The 15061-nt window shown below is 61.8% G+C and carries 15 protein-coding genes; 9 read left to right on the top strand and 6 right to left on the bottom strand.

Annotated elements, in window-relative coordinates:
• Positions 1-147 precede the first annotated feature (147 nt).
• The 7 genes from D5125_02115 to D5125_02085 all read left to right on the top strand — a co-directional run bounded on the left by D5125_02115 (position 148) and on the right by D5125_02085 (position 6460).
• Positions 148-813 (top strand): riboflavin synthase, encoded by a 666-nt coding sequence (locus D5125_02115; protein QFY88371.1) that lies wholly within the window; start codon positions 148-150, stop codon positions 811-813.
• Positions 814-1170: 357 nt separating this feature from the next.
• On the top strand, positions 1171-2292 hold the full coding sequence (gene ribB / locus D5125_02110) for a 3,4-dihydroxy-2-butanone-4-phosphate synthase (protein ID QFY88370.1): 1122 nt from the start codon (positions 1171-1173) through the stop codon (positions 2290-2292).
• Between the two features lie 437 nt (positions 2293-2729).
• A complete protein-coding gene (gene ribE / locus D5125_02105) occupies positions 2730-3206 on the top strand; it encodes a 6,7-dimethyl-8-ribityllumazine synthase (protein ID QFY88369.1) in 477 nt (158 codons plus the stop codon).
• 2 nt (positions 3207-3208) lie between these two features.
• Positions 3209-3637 (top strand): transcription antitermination factor NusB, encoded by a 429-nt coding sequence (gene nusB, locus D5125_02100; GenBank protein QFY88368.1) that lies wholly within the window; start codon positions 3209-3211, stop codon positions 3635-3637.
• A 131-nt stretch (positions 3638-3768) separates the two neighbouring features.
• Positions 3769-4722: a thiamine-phosphate kinase gene (gene thiL, locus D5125_02095; GenBank protein ID QFY88367.1), complete on the top strand. Its 954-nt coding sequence runs from the start codon at positions 3769-3771 to the stop codon at positions 4720-4722.
• A gap of 602 nt (positions 4723-5324) precedes the next feature.
• On the top strand, positions 5325-5825 hold the full coding sequence (locus D5125_02090) for a phosphatidylglycerophosphatase A (GenBank protein QFY88366.1): 501 nt from the start codon (positions 5325-5327) through the stop codon (positions 5823-5825).
• Complete coding sequence (locus D5125_02085) at positions 5822-6460, top strand: TIGR02281 family clan AA aspartic protease (GenBank protein QFY88365.1); 639 nt, start codon at positions 5822-5824, stop codon at positions 6458-6460. Before D5125_02090 ends, D5125_02085 begins: the two co-directional genes overlap by 4 nt.
• A 19-nt stretch (positions 6461-6479) precedes the next feature.
• Here the strand turns inward: D5125_02085 and D5125_02080 are convergent, their stop codons facing one another.
• The 3 genes from D5125_02080 to D5125_02070 form a co-directional block, all read right to left on the bottom strand.
• Positions 6480-7289 (bottom strand): GTP cyclohydrolase I FolE2, encoded by an 810-nt coding sequence (locus D5125_02080; protein ID QFY88364.1) that lies wholly within the window; start codon positions 7287-7289, stop codon positions 6480-6482.
• A 228-nt stretch (positions 7290-7517) separates the two neighbouring features.
• Complete coding sequence (locus tag D5125_02075) at positions 7518-8411, bottom strand: polyprenyl synthetase family protein (protein ID QFY88363.1); 894 nt, start codon at positions 8409-8411, stop codon at positions 7518-7520.
• Entirely contained in the window at positions 8401-8634 is a 234-nt protein-coding gene (locus D5125_02070) for an exodeoxyribonuclease VII small subunit (GenBank protein QFY88362.1), read from the bottom strand. The genes D5125_02075 and D5125_02070 overlap by 11 nt, the downstream gene beginning before the upstream one ends.
• A 120-nt stretch (positions 8635-8754) precedes the next feature.
• On the opposite strand from D5125_02070, the gene D5125_02065 reads away from it, so the two are divergent.
• Both D5125_02065 and parE read left to right on the top strand, forming a co-directional pair.
• Entirely contained in the window at positions 8755-9354 is a 600-nt protein-coding gene (locus tag D5125_02065; protein ID QFY88361.1) for a hypothetical protein, read from the top strand.
• A gap of 16 nt (positions 9355-9370) precedes the next feature.
• Positions 9371-11257: a DNA topoisomerase IV subunit B gene (gene parE / locus D5125_02060; GenBank protein ID QFY88360.1), complete on the top strand. Its 1887-nt coding sequence runs from the start codon at positions 9371-9373 to the stop codon at positions 11255-11257.
• A gap of 61 nt (positions 11258-11318) precedes the next feature.
• Here the strand turns inward: parE and D5125_02055 are convergent, their stop codons facing one another.
• The 3 genes from D5125_02055 to D5125_02045 all read right to left on the bottom strand — a co-directional run bounded on the left by D5125_02055 (position 11319) and on the right by D5125_02045 (position 14886).
• Positions 11319-13535, bottom strand: coding sequence for a cyclic nucleotide-binding domain-containing protein (locus tag D5125_02055; GenBank protein ID QFY88359.1), 2217 nt, complete (start codon positions 13533-13535; stop codon positions 11319-11321).
• A gap of 281 nt (positions 13536-13816) precedes the next feature.
• Entirely contained in the window at positions 13817-14350 is a 534-nt protein-coding gene (locus tag D5125_02050) for a hypothetical protein (protein ID QFY88358.1), read from the bottom strand.
• 23 nt (positions 14351-14373) lie between these two features.
• Positions 14374-14886 (bottom strand): hypothetical protein, encoded by a 513-nt coding sequence (locus tag D5125_02045; GenBank protein QFY88357.1) that lies wholly within the window; start codon positions 14884-14886, stop codon positions 14374-14376.
• Between the last annotated feature and the right edge of the window lie 175 nt (positions 14887-15061).

The raw sequence follows: 15061 nt of genomic DNA, 5'->3' as shown, positions 1-15061 counted from the left end.
CTTCCTAGCCATCTCCCTGAGGAGCGATAAAGTGAATGGCTTGGGTAGTTGCCAGAGGATCAAAATTCTCGACTCTGTGTCCTCTGCGCTGCTTTGCGTGCTCTGCGTCCTTGAATTTAGACACATTGTTCAGTCACTGGAGTCCCCATGTTTACAGGAATCATCCAAGCCGTTGGCGAGATCGGCGGCATCGAGTGGCGCAGCGGCGATGCCCGGCTTTGGGTCAAGACCGGCAAGCTGGACCTGAGCGATGTGCAACTGGGCGATAGCATCGCCGTCAATGGCGTTTGTCTTACCGCTGTACAGTTGCGCCCGGATGGTTTTTTTGCCGATGTCTCCCGCGAGACCCTGTCCCTGACCACCCTGCAGCAGCTCAAACCGCAAAGTCGGGTCAACCTGGAGAAGGCGCTGACCCTGAATACCCGTCTCGGCGGCCATCTGGTCAGCGGCCATGTGGATGGGGTAGGGCGGGTGATCGAGCGGCGCGACGATGCCCGCTCCGAGCGCTTCACCATCGAGGCCCCGGCGGCCCTGGCGCGCTACATCGCCCACAAGGGTTCGATCACGGTGGACGGCACCAGCCTGACGGTGAACGGCGTCGAGGGCGCACGTTTTCATCTGAACATAGTGCCGCACACCCTGCAGGAGACCATCATGGCCGGTTACGCCCCGGGCAGCGAGGTGAATCTGGAGGTGGATCTGATCGCCCGCTACCTGGAGCGTCTGGTGCTGGGGGATGCCGCCGCGGCCGCCGAGCCGCCATCGGCCCTGACCGAGGCCCTGCTGGCGCGGGCGGGGTTTATTTGCCCGTAACCAAGGGGGTTCTGGCGTACAGGGTTGGCCTCTCCCTTTGCAAAAGGGAGATTGAAGAAACCCCCCGGCCCCCCTATGCAAAGGGGGGAGAATTAGGCTCCCCTTTGTAAAGGGGGGAGAATTTGGCCCCCCTCTGTCAGGATAGATGATCAATACCACCAAATGCATTCTTCCTGATTGGCATAGCGGTAGAGACGCCGTGCAGCCCAGCCCCGAGCCCCGACCGGCAAAATCCGCATTCCATGGCACCAGCGCCGGATGGCGTCTGGCCGATAGGGTCAGCCCCACTGACAGCCAGGCCAAGGCGGGGCAAAAGCTGCTATACTCTGCGCCCTTTTTCTTAAATAAACACCGCCGATGTCACTGAACTCCATCGAAGAAATCATTGAAGAGCTGCGCCAGGGCCGCATGGTCGTCATCATGGACGACGAGGACCGCGAGAACGAGGGCGACCTGCTCATGGCCGCGGACTTCTGCACCCCGGCGGCGATCAACTTCATGGCCACCCACGGTCGCGGCCTGATCTGCCTGACCCTGGAGAAGGAGCACTGCCGCCAGCTACGCCTGCCGCTGATGGTGGAGAGCGACGATGCCCTGGCCTCAACTAACTTTACCGTCTCCATCGAGGCCGCCGAGGGCGTCACCACCGGGATCTCCGCCGCCGATCGCGCCACCACGGTGATGGCGGCGGTCAAGGCCGATGCCCGCCCGGAAGACCTGGTCCAGCCGGGGCATATCTTCCCCCTCATGGCCCAGCCCGGTGGCGTGCTGGTGCGCGCCGGCCACACCGAGGCCGGTTGTGATCTGGCCCGCTTGGCAGGTGCCACGCCGGCGGCGGTGATCGTCGAAATCCTCAACGAAGACGGCACCATGGCGCGGCGGCCGGACCTGGAGGTATTTGCCCGGAAGCACGGCCTGAAGATCGGCACCATCGCCGATCTGATCCAGTACCGGGTGCAGAACGAGCAGACCATCGAGCGCCTCAACCAATGCCAGCTGCCCACCCGCCATGGCGAGTTCCACCTGGTGGCCTATCAGGACATCATCGACAACGAACTGCACCTGGCCCTGGTGATGGGCCAGCCGACCCCGGACAAGCCGGTGCTGGTGCGGGTGCACATGCAAAACAGCATCTGCGACCTGTTCGCCACCGAGCGCGCCGACTGCGCCTGGCCGTTGGAGAAGGCCATGGCCCAGGTAGGTCGCGTCGGCGAGGGGGTGATCGTGGTGCTGCGCAACCACGACTCGGCCCGCGAGATCGTCCAGCGCATCAGTGACTACCACTTGCACGACACCGAAAGCCAGCCGCCGCAGCGGCTGCAGGAAGAAGGCAAGGTGCTGCGCACCTACGGCGTCGGCGCGCAGATCCTGGCGGACCTGGGCGTGCGCCGAATGCGCGTGATCAGCGCGCCGAAAAGCCTGCACGGCCTGTCGGGCTTTGATATGGAAGTGGTGGACTACGTCGAGCCCGAGGGTTGAATAAGTCAGGACGCAGAGAGCGCAGAGTAAAAATTGGATCACAAAGGACGCAAAGGAGGCAAAGGTTGACCTGATTACCTACAAAGCTCAGCCAATCGGCTGGGTCGGTCCGTGGAGGCGCGGTGGGAGGGCAGCTTTGCTGCGCGACCTGCCAGCGCTACACGCAACGCGATCAAGGCTGCCCCGCCAAGGTCGCCCGGCAAAGCCGGCCTCCCACGTAGGTCGGGCTAAAGCCCGACCTACAGGATTGGCTGAAGTTTATGGGTAATCAGGAAGGTTGAAATAGCTGTAACTCTGTAGCCCGGTTGAAGCCTGGCGAAATCCAGGGTCGTTGCTGGGACACTAAACCACTAAGACGCTATCTTCTTGAATTGAAGGTTTATTCTCTGTGTTCTCTGTGGCTCTGTGGCAAGAATTTTATTTGTGAGGAATCTAACATGAGTCATATTCAAGTGATCGAAGGCGACCTGCAGGTCAGCGATGCCAAGGTTTGCCTGCTGATTGCCCGCTTCAACAGCTTCATCGTCGATAGCCTGGTGGCCGGCGCGGTGGACACATTGCTGCGCCACGGTGCCAAGCGTGAGGACCTGACCAAGGTCTATGTCCCTGGTGCCTTCGAGATGCCCCTGGCGCTGGAGCGGCTGGCCGCCTCCGGCAAGTACGACGCCATCGTCGCCCTGGGTGCGGTGATCCGTGGCGGCACGCCGCATTTTGACTACGTTGCCGGCGAGTGCGTCAAGGGCCTGGCCCAGGTCATGCTGCAGCACAAGCTGCCGATTGCCTTCGGCGTGCTCACGGTGGACAGCATCGAGCAGGCCATAGAGCGGGCCGGCACCAAGGCCGGCAACAAGGGTGGCGAGGCGGCCATGGCCGTGATCGAGATGGTCAATCTGTTGCGCCAGCTGGATCAATAGCCTTGAGCGCCAAGCGCCACAAGGCCCGGGTGCTGGCCATGCAGGCCATCTACCAGTGGCAGCTGAACCATCAGGCGGCGCACGAGGTCTGCGCCCAGTTTCTGGCGCGGGAGGAGCGCAAGACCTTCACCGTCAGCTTTTTCACCGAACTGGTGCAGGGTGTGGTAGAGCAGCGCGAGGTGCTGGACGAGCGCCTGCAACCCCTGCTTGGCCGCAGCCTGGAGGGCCTGGACCCGGTGGAAAAGGCCATCATCCGCCTCGGGGCCTACGAACTGGGCAACCACCTGGATGTGCCCTACCGGGTGGTGATCAACGAATGGGTAGAGGTGGCCAAGGAGTTCGGTGCCGACCAGGGCCACCGCTTCGTCAACGGCGTGCTGGACAAGCTGGCCAAGGCCAACCGTGAGGTTGAGATCGCCGGCGGGAGCTAGCTGAAACTGAAACAGGACGCAGAGGTCGCCGAGAAGCGCAGAGCACGCTGAGTCTTGCGGGTGTTTACCTTCCAAACTCTGCGGTCTCTGCGCTTCTTGGCGTTCTCTGCGTCCCATACACCGAGTCCCCAATGTTCGATTCCGAATTCGACCTCATCGCCCGTTATTTCTCCCACCTGGGGGCAAGTCGCAGCGATGTGTTGCTGGGGGTGGGGGATGACTGCGCCCTGCTGCGACCACCACCGGGGATGGACCTGGCCCTGAGCACCGATACCCTGGTGGCCGGGCAGCATTTCTTCGCCGATGTGGACCCCGAGGCCCTGGGGCACAAATGCCTGGCGGTAAATCTCAGTGACTTGGCGGCCATGGGGGCCAGGCCCGCCTGGGCCAGCCTGGCCCTGACCTTGCCCGAGGTTGATCATGCCTGGCTGGCGGGCTTTGCCCAGGGCCTTGGCCAACTGGCCGAGCAGGCCGGGATTGCCCTGGTGGGCGGGGATACCACCCGAGGAGCCCTGAGCATCGGCATTCAGGTACAGGGGCTGTTGCCTGCGGGCCAGGGCCTGCGTCGCAGCGGTGCCCAGGCAGGGGACCTGATCTGCGTCTCCGGTAGTCTGGGGGAGGCGGCCCTGGCCCTGCGCCAGTTGCAACAGGGGTTGGAGCCTGAACCAGGGATGCGGCAACGGCTGGAGCGTCCCCGCCCGCGTCTGCGGCTGGGCCAGCGTCTGCTCGGTCTGGCCCACGCCTGCATCGATATCTCCGATGGCCTGCTGGCCGATCTGGGGCACATCTGCAGCGCCAGCGGCCTAGCCGCCGAGATCCAGCTGGCGGATCTGCCCTGCGCCCCCCAACTCAAGACCGACGGCGATTGGTGCCTGCCCCTGAGCGGTGGTGATGACTATGAGCTCTGCTTTACCCTCGCCGCCGACCAGGCCGAACGGCTGCCCCGGCTGGCGGCCGAGCTGGGCCTGCCGCTGAGCATTATCGGCCGAATGCGGGCGGGGCAGGGGATCGATTGCCGACTGGCCGATGGCAGCCTGTACCGGCCCAGCCAGAGGGGGTTTGACCATTTCCATGACTCATCCTGAGCTGCGAAGTCTCTGTGGCTTAACTGAGGAATATAGGGTAAAGGTAACCACTCAGGCCGCTAAGCCCCTCGCCCCTTTGCAAAAGGGGGATTGAGGGGGATTTTGGCGCTGGTAGTTGCGCAGGTGCTAAAGAAATCCCCCCTGCCCCCCTTTGTAAAGGGGGGGTTGAGTAGGTCCCTTTGTAAAGGGGTGGTGAGTAGGTCCCTTTGCAAGGGTGGGGGATTTGATTCCCTCTCCTTGGAGATGAGAGTGGGTGAGCGGTCACACGCAAGGAACGCAAAGCCTTACCTGATTACCCACAAAGCTCAGCCCATCGGGTAGGTCGGCCCGTGGCAGCTTGGTGGGAGGGCAGCTTGCTGCGCGACGTGCCAGGGCTAGGTGCAACGCGATCACAGCTACCCCGTCAAGGTCGCCCGGCAAAGCCGACCTCCCACCCCAGGCCCAGCACGGCCAGCCAAGCCGAGATCATGGCTGAGATACATGGGTAATCAGTGAGCGTTACAAAGTTAAAGATCCGTAGCCCGCCGTTTTCGAGATTGTAACCCTATGAAGATTAATGACTTGATCCGCGCCAATCGGCCTAATATGCAGTTTATCGGCTAATGGATCAAGCCAATCCTGCTCAGTCCAACGCCGCGCCCCGGCCCGATCTGCGCAACCCCCTGCATCTGCTTGCCTTTGGCTTTGGCAGCGGCCTGGCCCCCAAGGCACCAGGCACCTTCGGCACCCTGGCGGCGATTCCCTTTCTGCTGCTGTTGAGCCTGCTGCCCTTGGGCCTGTATCTGCTGGCGCTGGCGCTGGGCCTTGCCCTGGGGGTTTGGGTCTGCGGGCGTACCTCCAGCGACCTGGGGGTGCATGACCACGGCGGCATCGTCTGGGATGAGTTCGTCGGCCTCTGGATCAGCTTCATTGCCGTGCCCATCGGTTGGCAGAGCCTGCTGTTGGGCTTTATCCTGTTTCGCCTGTTCGATATCCTTAAACCCTGGCCCATCGGCTGGTTGGATCGCCGGGTAGCAGGTGGGCTGGGGATCATGCTGGATGATGTGCTGGCCGGGGTCTATGCTTGGTGTGTTCTGTTGCTGCTGGGGTTTGTAGGCTTATGAATAGGGTAGCTCTCTTATTGTTGCTGGGCGGGTTTGCATCGGCCACTTTGGCGCAGCCGCAGATTCGCGTGCTGGCGCTGTTTACCGACAAGGCCATGCTGGAGATCGACGGCAAACGGCATCTGCTGAAAAAAGGCAAGGCCAGCCCCGAGGGGGTGCGTCTGATCTCCGCCAATAGCCGCGAGGCCCGCCTGAGCCTCGACGGCAAGGAGTTCGTGCTCAGCCCGCAGGCGCGCATCAGCGCCAACTACGCCCAGGCGGCGCGGGCAGAGCATCGCATCGTGCGCGACAACAGCGGGCATTTCCGCACCGCAGGGCGGATCAACGGCCAGGCCACCAGCTTTCTGGTGGACACCGGGGCTACCGGGGTGGCCATCAGCTCGGTAGAGGCCGACCGCCTGGGGCTGGATTTCAAGAAACGCGGCAAGCCCATGCTGGCGCAGACCGCCTCGGGCGTGGTGAAGAGCTACGGCATGGTATTGGACAGGGTTTCGGTGGGTGGTATCGAGCTACGCCATGTCAACGGCGTGGTGCTGGAGGGCACAAGCCCACCCCAGGCCCTGCTGGGCATGAGCTTTCTGGGTAACCTGGAGGTCAGTCACCAGGGTAATCTGATGTTGCTGCGCAAGCGCTGAGCCGGTTCAGATAAAGCCCTTAGCCCTCCCCTTTGTCGCGTTCGATCTGGGCGTAGGCGGAGTGGTTGTGGATGGACTCGAAGTTCTCTGATTCCACCATGTATTTGAGGATGCGCTCGTCGGCGTTGAGGCGGCCGGCCACGTCGCGCACCATGTCCTCGACGAACTTGGGGTTATCGTAGGCCCGTTCGGTGACGTATTTCTCATCCGGCCGCTTGAGCAGGCCGTAGAGTTCGCAGGAGGCCTCCTGCTCCACCAGTTCGATCAATTCCTCGATCCAGACAAAGTCCCTGGCCTGTACCGTCAGGGTGACGTGGGAGCGTTGGTTGTGGGCACCCCGCTCGGAGATGGACTTGGAGCAAGGGCAGAGGCTGGTGACCGGGATCACCACCTTGACCGACATGCGCGGCTTGCCCTGGTGGAAGTCGCCAATCAGGGTGACCTGGTAGTCCAGCAGGCTTTGCACCCCGGAGATGGGGGCCTTCTTGTTGACGAAGTAGGGGAAGGTCATCTCGATGTGACCGGATTCAGACTCCAGGCGCTCGACCATCTCGCGCAGTATGTCCTTGAAGGATTCCACCGAGATCTCCCGCTCCCGACGGTTGAGGATCTCGACAAAGCGCGACATGTGGGTGCCCTTGAAGTTGTGCGGCAGGAACACGTACATGTTGAACACGGCGATGGTGTGCTGCTCGCCCTGGCTGCGGTCCTTCACCCGGATGGGGTGGCGGATGTCCTTGATGCCTACCTTGTTGATGGCGATTTCGCGGGTGTCCTTGTGGCTTTGTACGTCGTCGATGTTGCAGGAGGTTTCGGCGCTGGTTGTCATGGGATTCTCTGTGTTCTTCCAGATAGCGGATTCTAAACCCGCAAGCGGCTGACCAAACCGCGGATTCGATCAGGTTAAGGATCGGGGACGGGTAGGGCGGCCTAAATCAGGCGGGCGCTCTCTGGCGTGGGCGATGATGAAGATAATCGGCAATTATCGCGGCTGGACGGCTGCCTGACAAGTCATCAGCCATCAGCCGCCAGCTATTAGCTGGCCGCTGACCGCTGCTTAACTGATACGCCTGAGGATGTAGCTGGCCAGGGCGCGCAGGGGGTCGGCGCGCTGGTCCAGCTCGGTGAGGCTGTGCAGGGCCTCGTCGATCAGCTCCTGGGCCTTGGCGTGGGCCCCTTGCAGGCCGAGCAGGGCAGGGTAGGTGGCCTTGTTGCTGTGGCTGTCCTTGCCCTGGGTCTTGCCCAGGGTCTGGGTCTCGCCCTCGACATCCAGGATGTCATCGCGGATCTGAAAGGCCAGGCCGACGCACTTGGCGTAATGGTCCAGCCGCCGCTGGGGTTCGGGGTCGCAGCGACTGGCCAGGCAGGCCATGTTCACCGCCGCCCGGATCAGGGCACCGGTCTTGTGGATGTGGATGATCTCCAGTTGCGGCAGGTCCAGCTCCTGATTCTCTGCCGCCATGTCCAGCGCCTGGCCCCCGGCCATGCCGCGCGAGCCGGCCGCCTGGGCCAGCAGTTCGATCATCTGCAGGCGCAGTTGCGGGTCGATGCCGCCATCCTGTTGCGCCAGGACCAGAAAGGCCTCGGTCTGCAGGGCATCCCCGGCGAGGATGGCGCTGGCCTCGTCGAAGGCCATGTGACAGGTGGCCTGGCCGCGGCGCAGGGCATCGTCGTCCATGGCCGGCAGGTCGTCGTGTACCAGGGAGAAGGCGTGGATCATCTCCACCGCAGCGGCAATCCCATCCAGGCGCTCATGGGCGCAGCCGAGGGCATCGCCGGTGGCATACACCAGCAGCGGCCGTACACGCTTGCCCGGTGCCAGGGCGGCATAGCGCATGGCCCGGTGCAGGCGCTCGGGCAGGTGGTCGGCAGTCGGCAGCAGGCGGTCCAGACAGCCCTCGACGCGCAGCCGACAGCGCCGGGCATAGACGGCAAAGGCCTCAGGCGTCACTGTTGAAGACCTCCAATTGGTCGCTCTCCTGACTGAGGATGGAGACCCGTTGCTCGGCCTGCTGCAGGGTGTCGCGACACTGGCGGGTGAGGGCTACGCCGCGCTCAAAGGCCTTGAGGGAGTCCTCCAGGCTCATGTCGCCCTGTTCCATGCTGGCAACCAGGGTTTCCAGCTCCTTGAGCGAGGCTTCAAAGTCGATGGGTTTGCTTTTTTTGGTGACCAAGGGGTTTCTCCAGACAAGATGGCGCACCCTACCTCAGGGGCGATGAGGGGTCAACGGGATGCTCTTGGCCTGCCTTGTTGTGTACACTGCGCGGATTGATTTTTGCTCCCTGAGGTTCAGATGAGACGCCCATCGCCTATTTTTCTTACGCCGTTGGTGGCCCTGCTTGTGTCGCTGGCCACGCCCCTGGCCGCGTTTGAAGACCCCTATGACAAGTACCGCTACAATCGAGAAGAGGAATTCGACTACGACGAAGGCCTGCGCAAGCCCTGGCAGGAGGGACAGTCGGAGATCCCCCCACTGCCCAAGGCCAGCGCCATGCTGGAGGTGCCTATCGATGGCCTGGGGGATGACTTTGAGGTGCTGATCGACCCCAACAGCCTGAGCATAGGCGAGGATCGGGTGGTGCGCTACTGGCTGATGCTGCGCAGTCACCTGGGCGCGGTCAATCTGCACTACGAGGGCATCAACTGCAATACCGGCCAGTACAAGGCCTATGCCTATGGCAGCCCGCGCGAGGCGAGCGGCTTTCGCGCCGTCAAGGAGCCCCGCTGGGCCCCGCTGAAGGCGCTGCGCGGGCGCGGTTTTCGCCCCGAATTGCAGCAGCTGTTCTGTGACTACGGCCTGCCGCTGGCGCGGCGGGATATCATCAAGCGCATCCGCGATGCCGCCAGCGGTTTCGGCTCCGGTCGGGACAGCGGCCCCAACGCCTTTTTCTGAGTACTGAAACCCTCCCATGAGCAAGGAATACGACGCATCCGCCATTGAGGTCCTCAGTGGCCTGGACCCGGTACGCAAGCGGCCGGGCATGTACACAGATACCAGCCGCCCCAATCATCTGGCCCAGGAGGTGATCGACAACAGCGTGGATGAGGCGATCATGGGCTTTGCCCGGCAGATCGAGGTAAAGCTGTTCAGGGATGGCTCGCTGATGGTCAGCGACGATGGCCGCGGTATGCCGGTGGACCTGCATCCCGAGCACGGCGTGGCCGGGGTGGAGCTGATCCTCACCCGGCTGCACGCCGGCGGCAAGTTCTCCAGCGACAGCTACCGCTTTGCCGGTGGCCTGCACGGGGTCGGGGTGTCCGTGGTCAATGCCCTGTCCAGGCGCCTGGAGGTCTGGGTCAAGCGCGCCGGCATCGAGTACCGCATGGCCTTTGCCGATGGGGCCAAGGTGGTGGAGCTGGAGGAGGTGGCCAAGGTCGGCCGCGGCAACACCGGCACCCGTCTGCACTTCTGGCCCGATCCCGGCTTTTTCGACTCGGCCAAATTCTCCGTGCGCCAGTTGCTGCACGTACTGCGCGCCAAGGCCGTGCTCTGCCCAGGCCTGCGGGTGCAGTTTTATGACGAACACAGCGACGAGACCTTTGCCTGGTGCTACCAGCAAGGCCTGAAGGATTACCTGCTGGATGCCCTCAAGGGGCTGGCGACCTTGCCGGACGAGCCCTTCGTCGGGGCCGTGGAGAGCGAACGTGAGGCCGCCGACTGGGCCTTGGTCTGGCTGCCCGAGGGCGGTGAGGCGGTCACCGAGAGCTACGTCAACCTGATTCCCACGGTGCAGGGCGGCACCCACGTCAATGGCCTGCGCAGCGGCGTCACCGAGGCGGTGCGTGAGTTCTGCGAGTTCCGCAATCTGCTCCCGCGCGGGGTCAGGCTGGCCCCGGAAGATGTCTGGAACAATATCAGCTACATCCTCTCGGTGAAGCTGCTCGACCCCCAGTTTGCCGGTCAGACCAAGGAGCGCCTGTCTTCTCGTGAGTGCGCCGCCTTTGTCTCCGGGGTGGTCAAGGACGGCTTCAGTCTGTGGCTCAATCAGCATACAGAGGTGGGCGAGCAGATCGCCGAGCTGGCCATAGGCGCCGCCCAGAGCCGCCTGCGGGCCGGGCGCAAGGTGGCGCGCAAGCGGGTCACCCAGGGGCCCAAGCTACCGGGCAAGCTGGCCGATTGCAGCTCCGACGAGCCGGAGCGCGGTGAGCTGTTTCTGGTGGAGGGCGACTCCGCCGGGGGCTCGGCCAAGCAGGCGCGGGACCGGATATTTCAGGCGGTGATGCCGTTGCGCGGCAAGATCCTCAACACCTGGGAGGTGGACCCGGCCGAGGTGCTGGCCTCTCAGGAGGTACACGACATATCCGTGGCCATGGGCGTGGACCCAGGCAGCAGCGATCTTACCGGCCTGCGCTACAACAAGGTCTGCATCCTGGCCGATGCCGACTCCGACGGGGCGCATATCGCCACCCTGCTGTGCGCCCTTTTCCTGCGCCACTTCCCCGCCCTGGTGTGCCACGGCCATGTGTTTGTTGCCATGCCGCCGCTGTTTCGCATCGACGTCGGCAAGCAGGTGTTCTACGCCCTGGACGAGTCCGAGCGGCAGGGGGTGTTGGACCGGATTCAGGCAGAAAAGCTGCGCGGCAAGGTCAGTGTGCAACGCTTCAAGGGGCTGGGCGAGATGAACCCCATGCAGCTGCGTGAGACCACCATGCACCCCGACACCCGCCGCCTGGTACAGCTGACCATCGAGGAGGACCAGGCCACCCATCAGTTGATGGACATGCTGCTGGCCAAGAAACGCGCCGCCGACCGCAAGGCCTGGCTGCAGCAAAAGGGTAACCTGGCGGATGTTTGAACCTATATTCCGGTGAAGGATGAAGTTTGCTGGGAAGTGGCTCCCTAAGCCCCGAATAAGCTCAATGCAGGCAGCTGGCAAGGGTCTCGCGGTGGCTCTCCAGCAGCTTCCACATCACCACCGGGGCCTGGCTGAGCAGCCTGGCCGGTAGCTGTTTGAGGCGCACCTCGCCCTCGGCGCGGTAGCTGAAGCCCCGCCCATTCTGCTGCAGAATGAACTCCTCACCGAAGAAATCCCCCGCCTCCAGCTGTTTGATCGGCCTGCCGTTGAGCAGTTTGCTGATGCGCCCCTGCTGGATCAGATAGAGCCGCTCGGGGGGGAGGGTAAGCAGCCCGGTCTGGGGGTCGCGGGCCAGTTGGCTGTCACGCAGATTGCGCGCCAGCAGGTTCTCCAGGCGTGGGCCAATGGACTCGCCAAACAGCCAGGTGGTCTTGAGGAAGCAGCGATTGTCGTGCAGGCGCAGGATCTCCGCGTAGAGGTCGTTGGAGCGCACGAACTCCAGGTAGGAGTCCGCCGGCAGGGCCAGGGCGTGGACATAGCTGATAGAGCGGTAGGTCTCCGCCGAGGGCTTGTCGTAGAGGCCCGAGTATTCGCCGATCATGCCCCCGGTGGAGAGGATGATGATCCGCTCCGCATCGCTCCGAATCACCTCCACGTTGCCGGTGGTGAGCAGGTAGATGGCGTTGGACAGCACCCCGGCGCGCAGGATCAGGCTGCCGGGCTTGAAGGTGACTATAGGATTGTTCAGCAACTTCTTGAACTGGCTCGCGGCAAGCTCGGGAAACAGATGGCTCAGATGGCCCTCGGCCAGGTGGCGCTGGCTGTCGGTGTAGTCTGGCACCAGCACATCAACGATGCCGAAGGGGGCGCTGGAGCCGATGACCTTTTCTTCCTGGGTCAGCGGGGCATAGTTGTGGGCCAGGATCAGGCGCTCGCTGCGGTCCTGGCTGAAATCCGTCGCCTTGCCGTGGATATGGCCGCCTCCGGCATCGATCTTCTTCAGCTGTACCGGCTCCAGATAGGCCGCCTTGGTCTTGTCGAACAGGGCCTGGCTGATGCCCGGCCTGCTCGGGTCATCGTTGATCATGCGCTGCATCACATCCAGCCCGGCGATGTCGGCCAGATGGGCATAGGTGCGGTAGTCGCCATCCCAGAAGGTGCGGAAGAAGAGGATGCTGGTCTCCACCGGATGGGGCGAGAGCACCGCCTTCACCTCCAGGCCGTCGATGTCCAGCCACTGGTCAAAGATCAGGTCATGGGGTTCGAAATAGGCGCTGAAGTCCTCCTGCTCGCTACCCATCAGCGCCGCCAGTTTCTTGAACAGGGTGGCCCGCACCAGGGGCGTGGCGAAGTGCTTGATGCGGTGATCGGCGCGCATCAGGGTGGTCAGGCCGGAGAAGTGATCGTCGTGACAATGGGTGTGAAAGATGCCCTCGATCTCGTTCACCCCTATGCCCAGGGCCATCAGGCTATAGACCACATTGGGGCCGGTGTCGATGAGATAGATGCGGCCCTGAAAGCAGAGCACGCTGCTCATGCTCGGGCGGTTCACGTCCCAGCCATCACCCTGGCCTGAGTGAATCACGGAAAAATAGGCCCGCTTGATCTCGTGAAAACCCAACGGATAGGGCGACCAGTAGCGCTGGAAGCGTTTCAGGTTGAGGTCCACCTCCAGGCTCTGGTCCCGATAGCGGATCTCGAAACGACTCAGTTGCAGGCGGCGTATCTCCACCCCGGCACGGATTTCATGCCAGTCGTTGTGCTCCAGGATCAGGGCGTCGAGCAACTCTTCGCTGGCCTCTAGCTTGCCGAAGGAGAAGGCCAGCTTCATGCGGAACAGCTCGCGCGCCTGCACGGCATCCATGCCGGTGGCGCGGATCTCCGCCTCCGAGAGCAGACCGTAGTTGCCACGATGGATGTAGGCCAGTTGCGCCGAAACCTGCTGCGGTGAGCCAATCAGCAAGGGCTTGCGACCGGTGTTGTTGGGGTGGCCGGGGATCAGCATGCCCTGGCGGTAGAGCATCTGCAGCACCGGAAACTCGGCCTGATTGGCAAAGGCCCCGTTCTGCAACATGGTATCGGACAGCAGTATGGCGTTGGGGCCGGATTCGTACTCCACCCCATCCGTGCTGCGCGGCGAGATCAGCCCACGCCGCATCAGGTGCTTGACCGAGTCCTCCGGACAGCCACACAGCAGGCGCAGGTCGGCCTGCGGGATCTCAACCCAGTAGATCCCGGTGCTCACCTCGATCTTGCTGATATCAGCCGTTGTTGCCATGGCGCTGTGTCATCAGGCTTGTTCCATCTCAATCCGGCCAGAGCGGCACGGACCCCAGTATCATTGCCAGGGATTGTAACCTGAAAATCGGCAACCCCTTACCTTTGATGGCCATCAGGGGCAAAGGGCATGGCCCACGGCGCCCCTCGGCAGGCCCAGGGAAGCGCTCGGGACGGCGCTGCGCTCAGCAAACGGCTTTAAGTGACACCGGGTTCGCTCAACACAGAGAGAAAAAGGGGTTGTGCGGGTGGATTTGACGCATCACAGAGAGGGAGAGGGGCTTAGGCCGACAGGGTCTCAATAACCTCACCTCGTCTTTGCAGCAAGGTAATGCCTTGGTCCAATGCCATTTGCTTGACATCGTCATCCAGGGTAAAGGTGGCAAGTGCCAGATGGATTCTGTAGTCCCGATATTCAGGAAAAAGTATTTTGAAATTGGAGAGTTTACGCCCAAGCATACGCTCGATATCTTTGGGGTGAAGGCGGTATTTCACCTCGATGATATAGACATCTTCTCCATTCACCAACAGGAGATCATATTCCTCCTCAATCCCCCTTTTGCTGCGGGTTACATTCTTCTCAATAAAATCAAATCTGATGCCGTTCAAGACAGGATTATGTTTGAGTGAGTTAAAGTAGAACTCCTCAGCTACCTTGCCTTGATTATTGCCCACGCCGCCATACATCTCAGCCAGCTTATTCAGCTTTGCGTCGGTCTTGGCCAGTTGGGTGTCGGTCTTGGCCAGTTGGGCATCGGTCTTGGCCTGGGCCACTGCCAGGCTAGTGATCAGTTCACGTAGTTCATTGTCTGTCATTGTTCTTCCTTCCAGAGAGGGGCTTAGGCCGCCAGGGTCTCAATAACCTCACCTCGTCTTTGCAGCAAGGTAATGCCTTGGTCCAATGCCATTTGCTTGACATCGTCATCCAGGGTAAAGGTGGCAAGTGCCAGATGGATTCTGTAGTCCCGATATTCAGGAAAAAGTATTTTGAAATTGGAGAGTTTACGCCCAAGCATACGCTCGATATCTTTGGGGTGAAGGCGGTATTTCACCTCGATGATATAGACATCTTCTCCATTCACCAACAGGAGATCATATTCCTCCTCAATCCCCCTTTTGCTGCGGGTTACATTCTTCTCAATAAAATCAAATCTGATGCCGTTCAAGACAGGATTATGTTTGAGTGAGTTAAAGTAGAACTCCTCAGCCACCTTGCCTTGATTATTGCCCACGCCGCCATACATCTCAGCCAGCTTATTCAGCTTTGCGTCGGTCTTGGCCAGTTGGGTGTCGGTCTTGGCCTGGGCCACTGCCAGGCTAGTGATCAGTTCACGTAGTTCATTGTCTGTCATTGTTCTTCCTTTCTTTAATTGTCGAGTCCCGGTGCTCACCTCGATCTTGCTGATATCAGCCGTTGTTGCCATGGCGCTGTGTCATCAGGCTTGTTCCATCTCAATCCGGCCGGAGCGGCACGGACCCCAGTGTCATCGCCAGGGATTGTAACCTGAAAATCTAACGGCTCAGGCC

It is taken from the genome of gamma proteobacterium SS-5 (assembly GCA_009497875.2).
Taxonomy (GTDB): domain Bacteria; phylum Pseudomonadota; class Gammaproteobacteria; order Chromatiales; family Chromatiaceae; genus Magnetovirga; species Magnetovirga frankeli.
Note: the sequence above shows the minus strand (reverse complement) of the source record. Positions and strands in the feature narration are given on the sequence as shown.

Coding starts and splice junctions, on each gene's coding strand:
- D5125_02065 (QFY88361.1), top strand. CDS start 8,755: ATGAGACGCCCATCGCCTATTTTTCTTACGCCGTTGGTGGCCCTGCTT.
- D5125_02090 (QFY88366.1), top strand. CDS start 5,325: ATGGATCAAGCCAATCCTGCTCAGTCCAACGCCGCGCCCCGGCCCGAT.
- ribB (QFY88370.1), top strand. CDS start 1,171: ATGTCACTGAACTCCATCGAAGAAATCATTGAAGAGCTGCGCCAGGGC.
- ribE (QFY88369.1), top strand. CDS start 2,730: ATGAGTCATATTCAAGTGATCGAAGGCGACCTGCAGGTCAGCGATGCC.
- parE (QFY88360.1), top strand. CDS start 9,371: ATGAGCAAGGAATACGACGCATCCGCCATTGAGGTCCTCAGTGGCCTG.
- D5125_02080 (QFY88364.1), bottom strand. CDS start 7,289: ATGACAACCAGCGCCGAAACCTCCTGCAACATCGACGACGTACAAAGC.
- D5125_02050 (QFY88358.1), bottom strand. CDS start 14,350: ATGACAGACAATGAACTACGTGAACTGATCACTAGCCTGGCAGTGGCC.
- thiL (QFY88367.1), top strand. CDS start 3,769: ATGTTCGATTCCGAATTCGACCTCATCGCCCGTTATTTCTCCCACCTG.
- D5125_02045 (QFY88357.1), bottom strand. CDS start 14,886: ATGACAGACAATGAACTACGTGAACTGATCACTAGCCTGGCAGTGGCC.
- D5125_02055 (QFY88359.1), bottom strand. CDS start 13,535: ATGGCAACAACGGCTGATATCAGCAAGATCGAGGTGAGCACCGGGATC.
- D5125_02085 (QFY88365.1), top strand. CDS start 5,822: ATGAATAGGGTAGCTCTCTTATTGTTGCTGGGCGGGTTTGCATCGGCC.
- D5125_02115 (QFY88371.1), top strand. CDS start 148: ATGTTTACAGGAATCATCCAAGCCGTTGGCGAGATCGGCGGCATCGAG.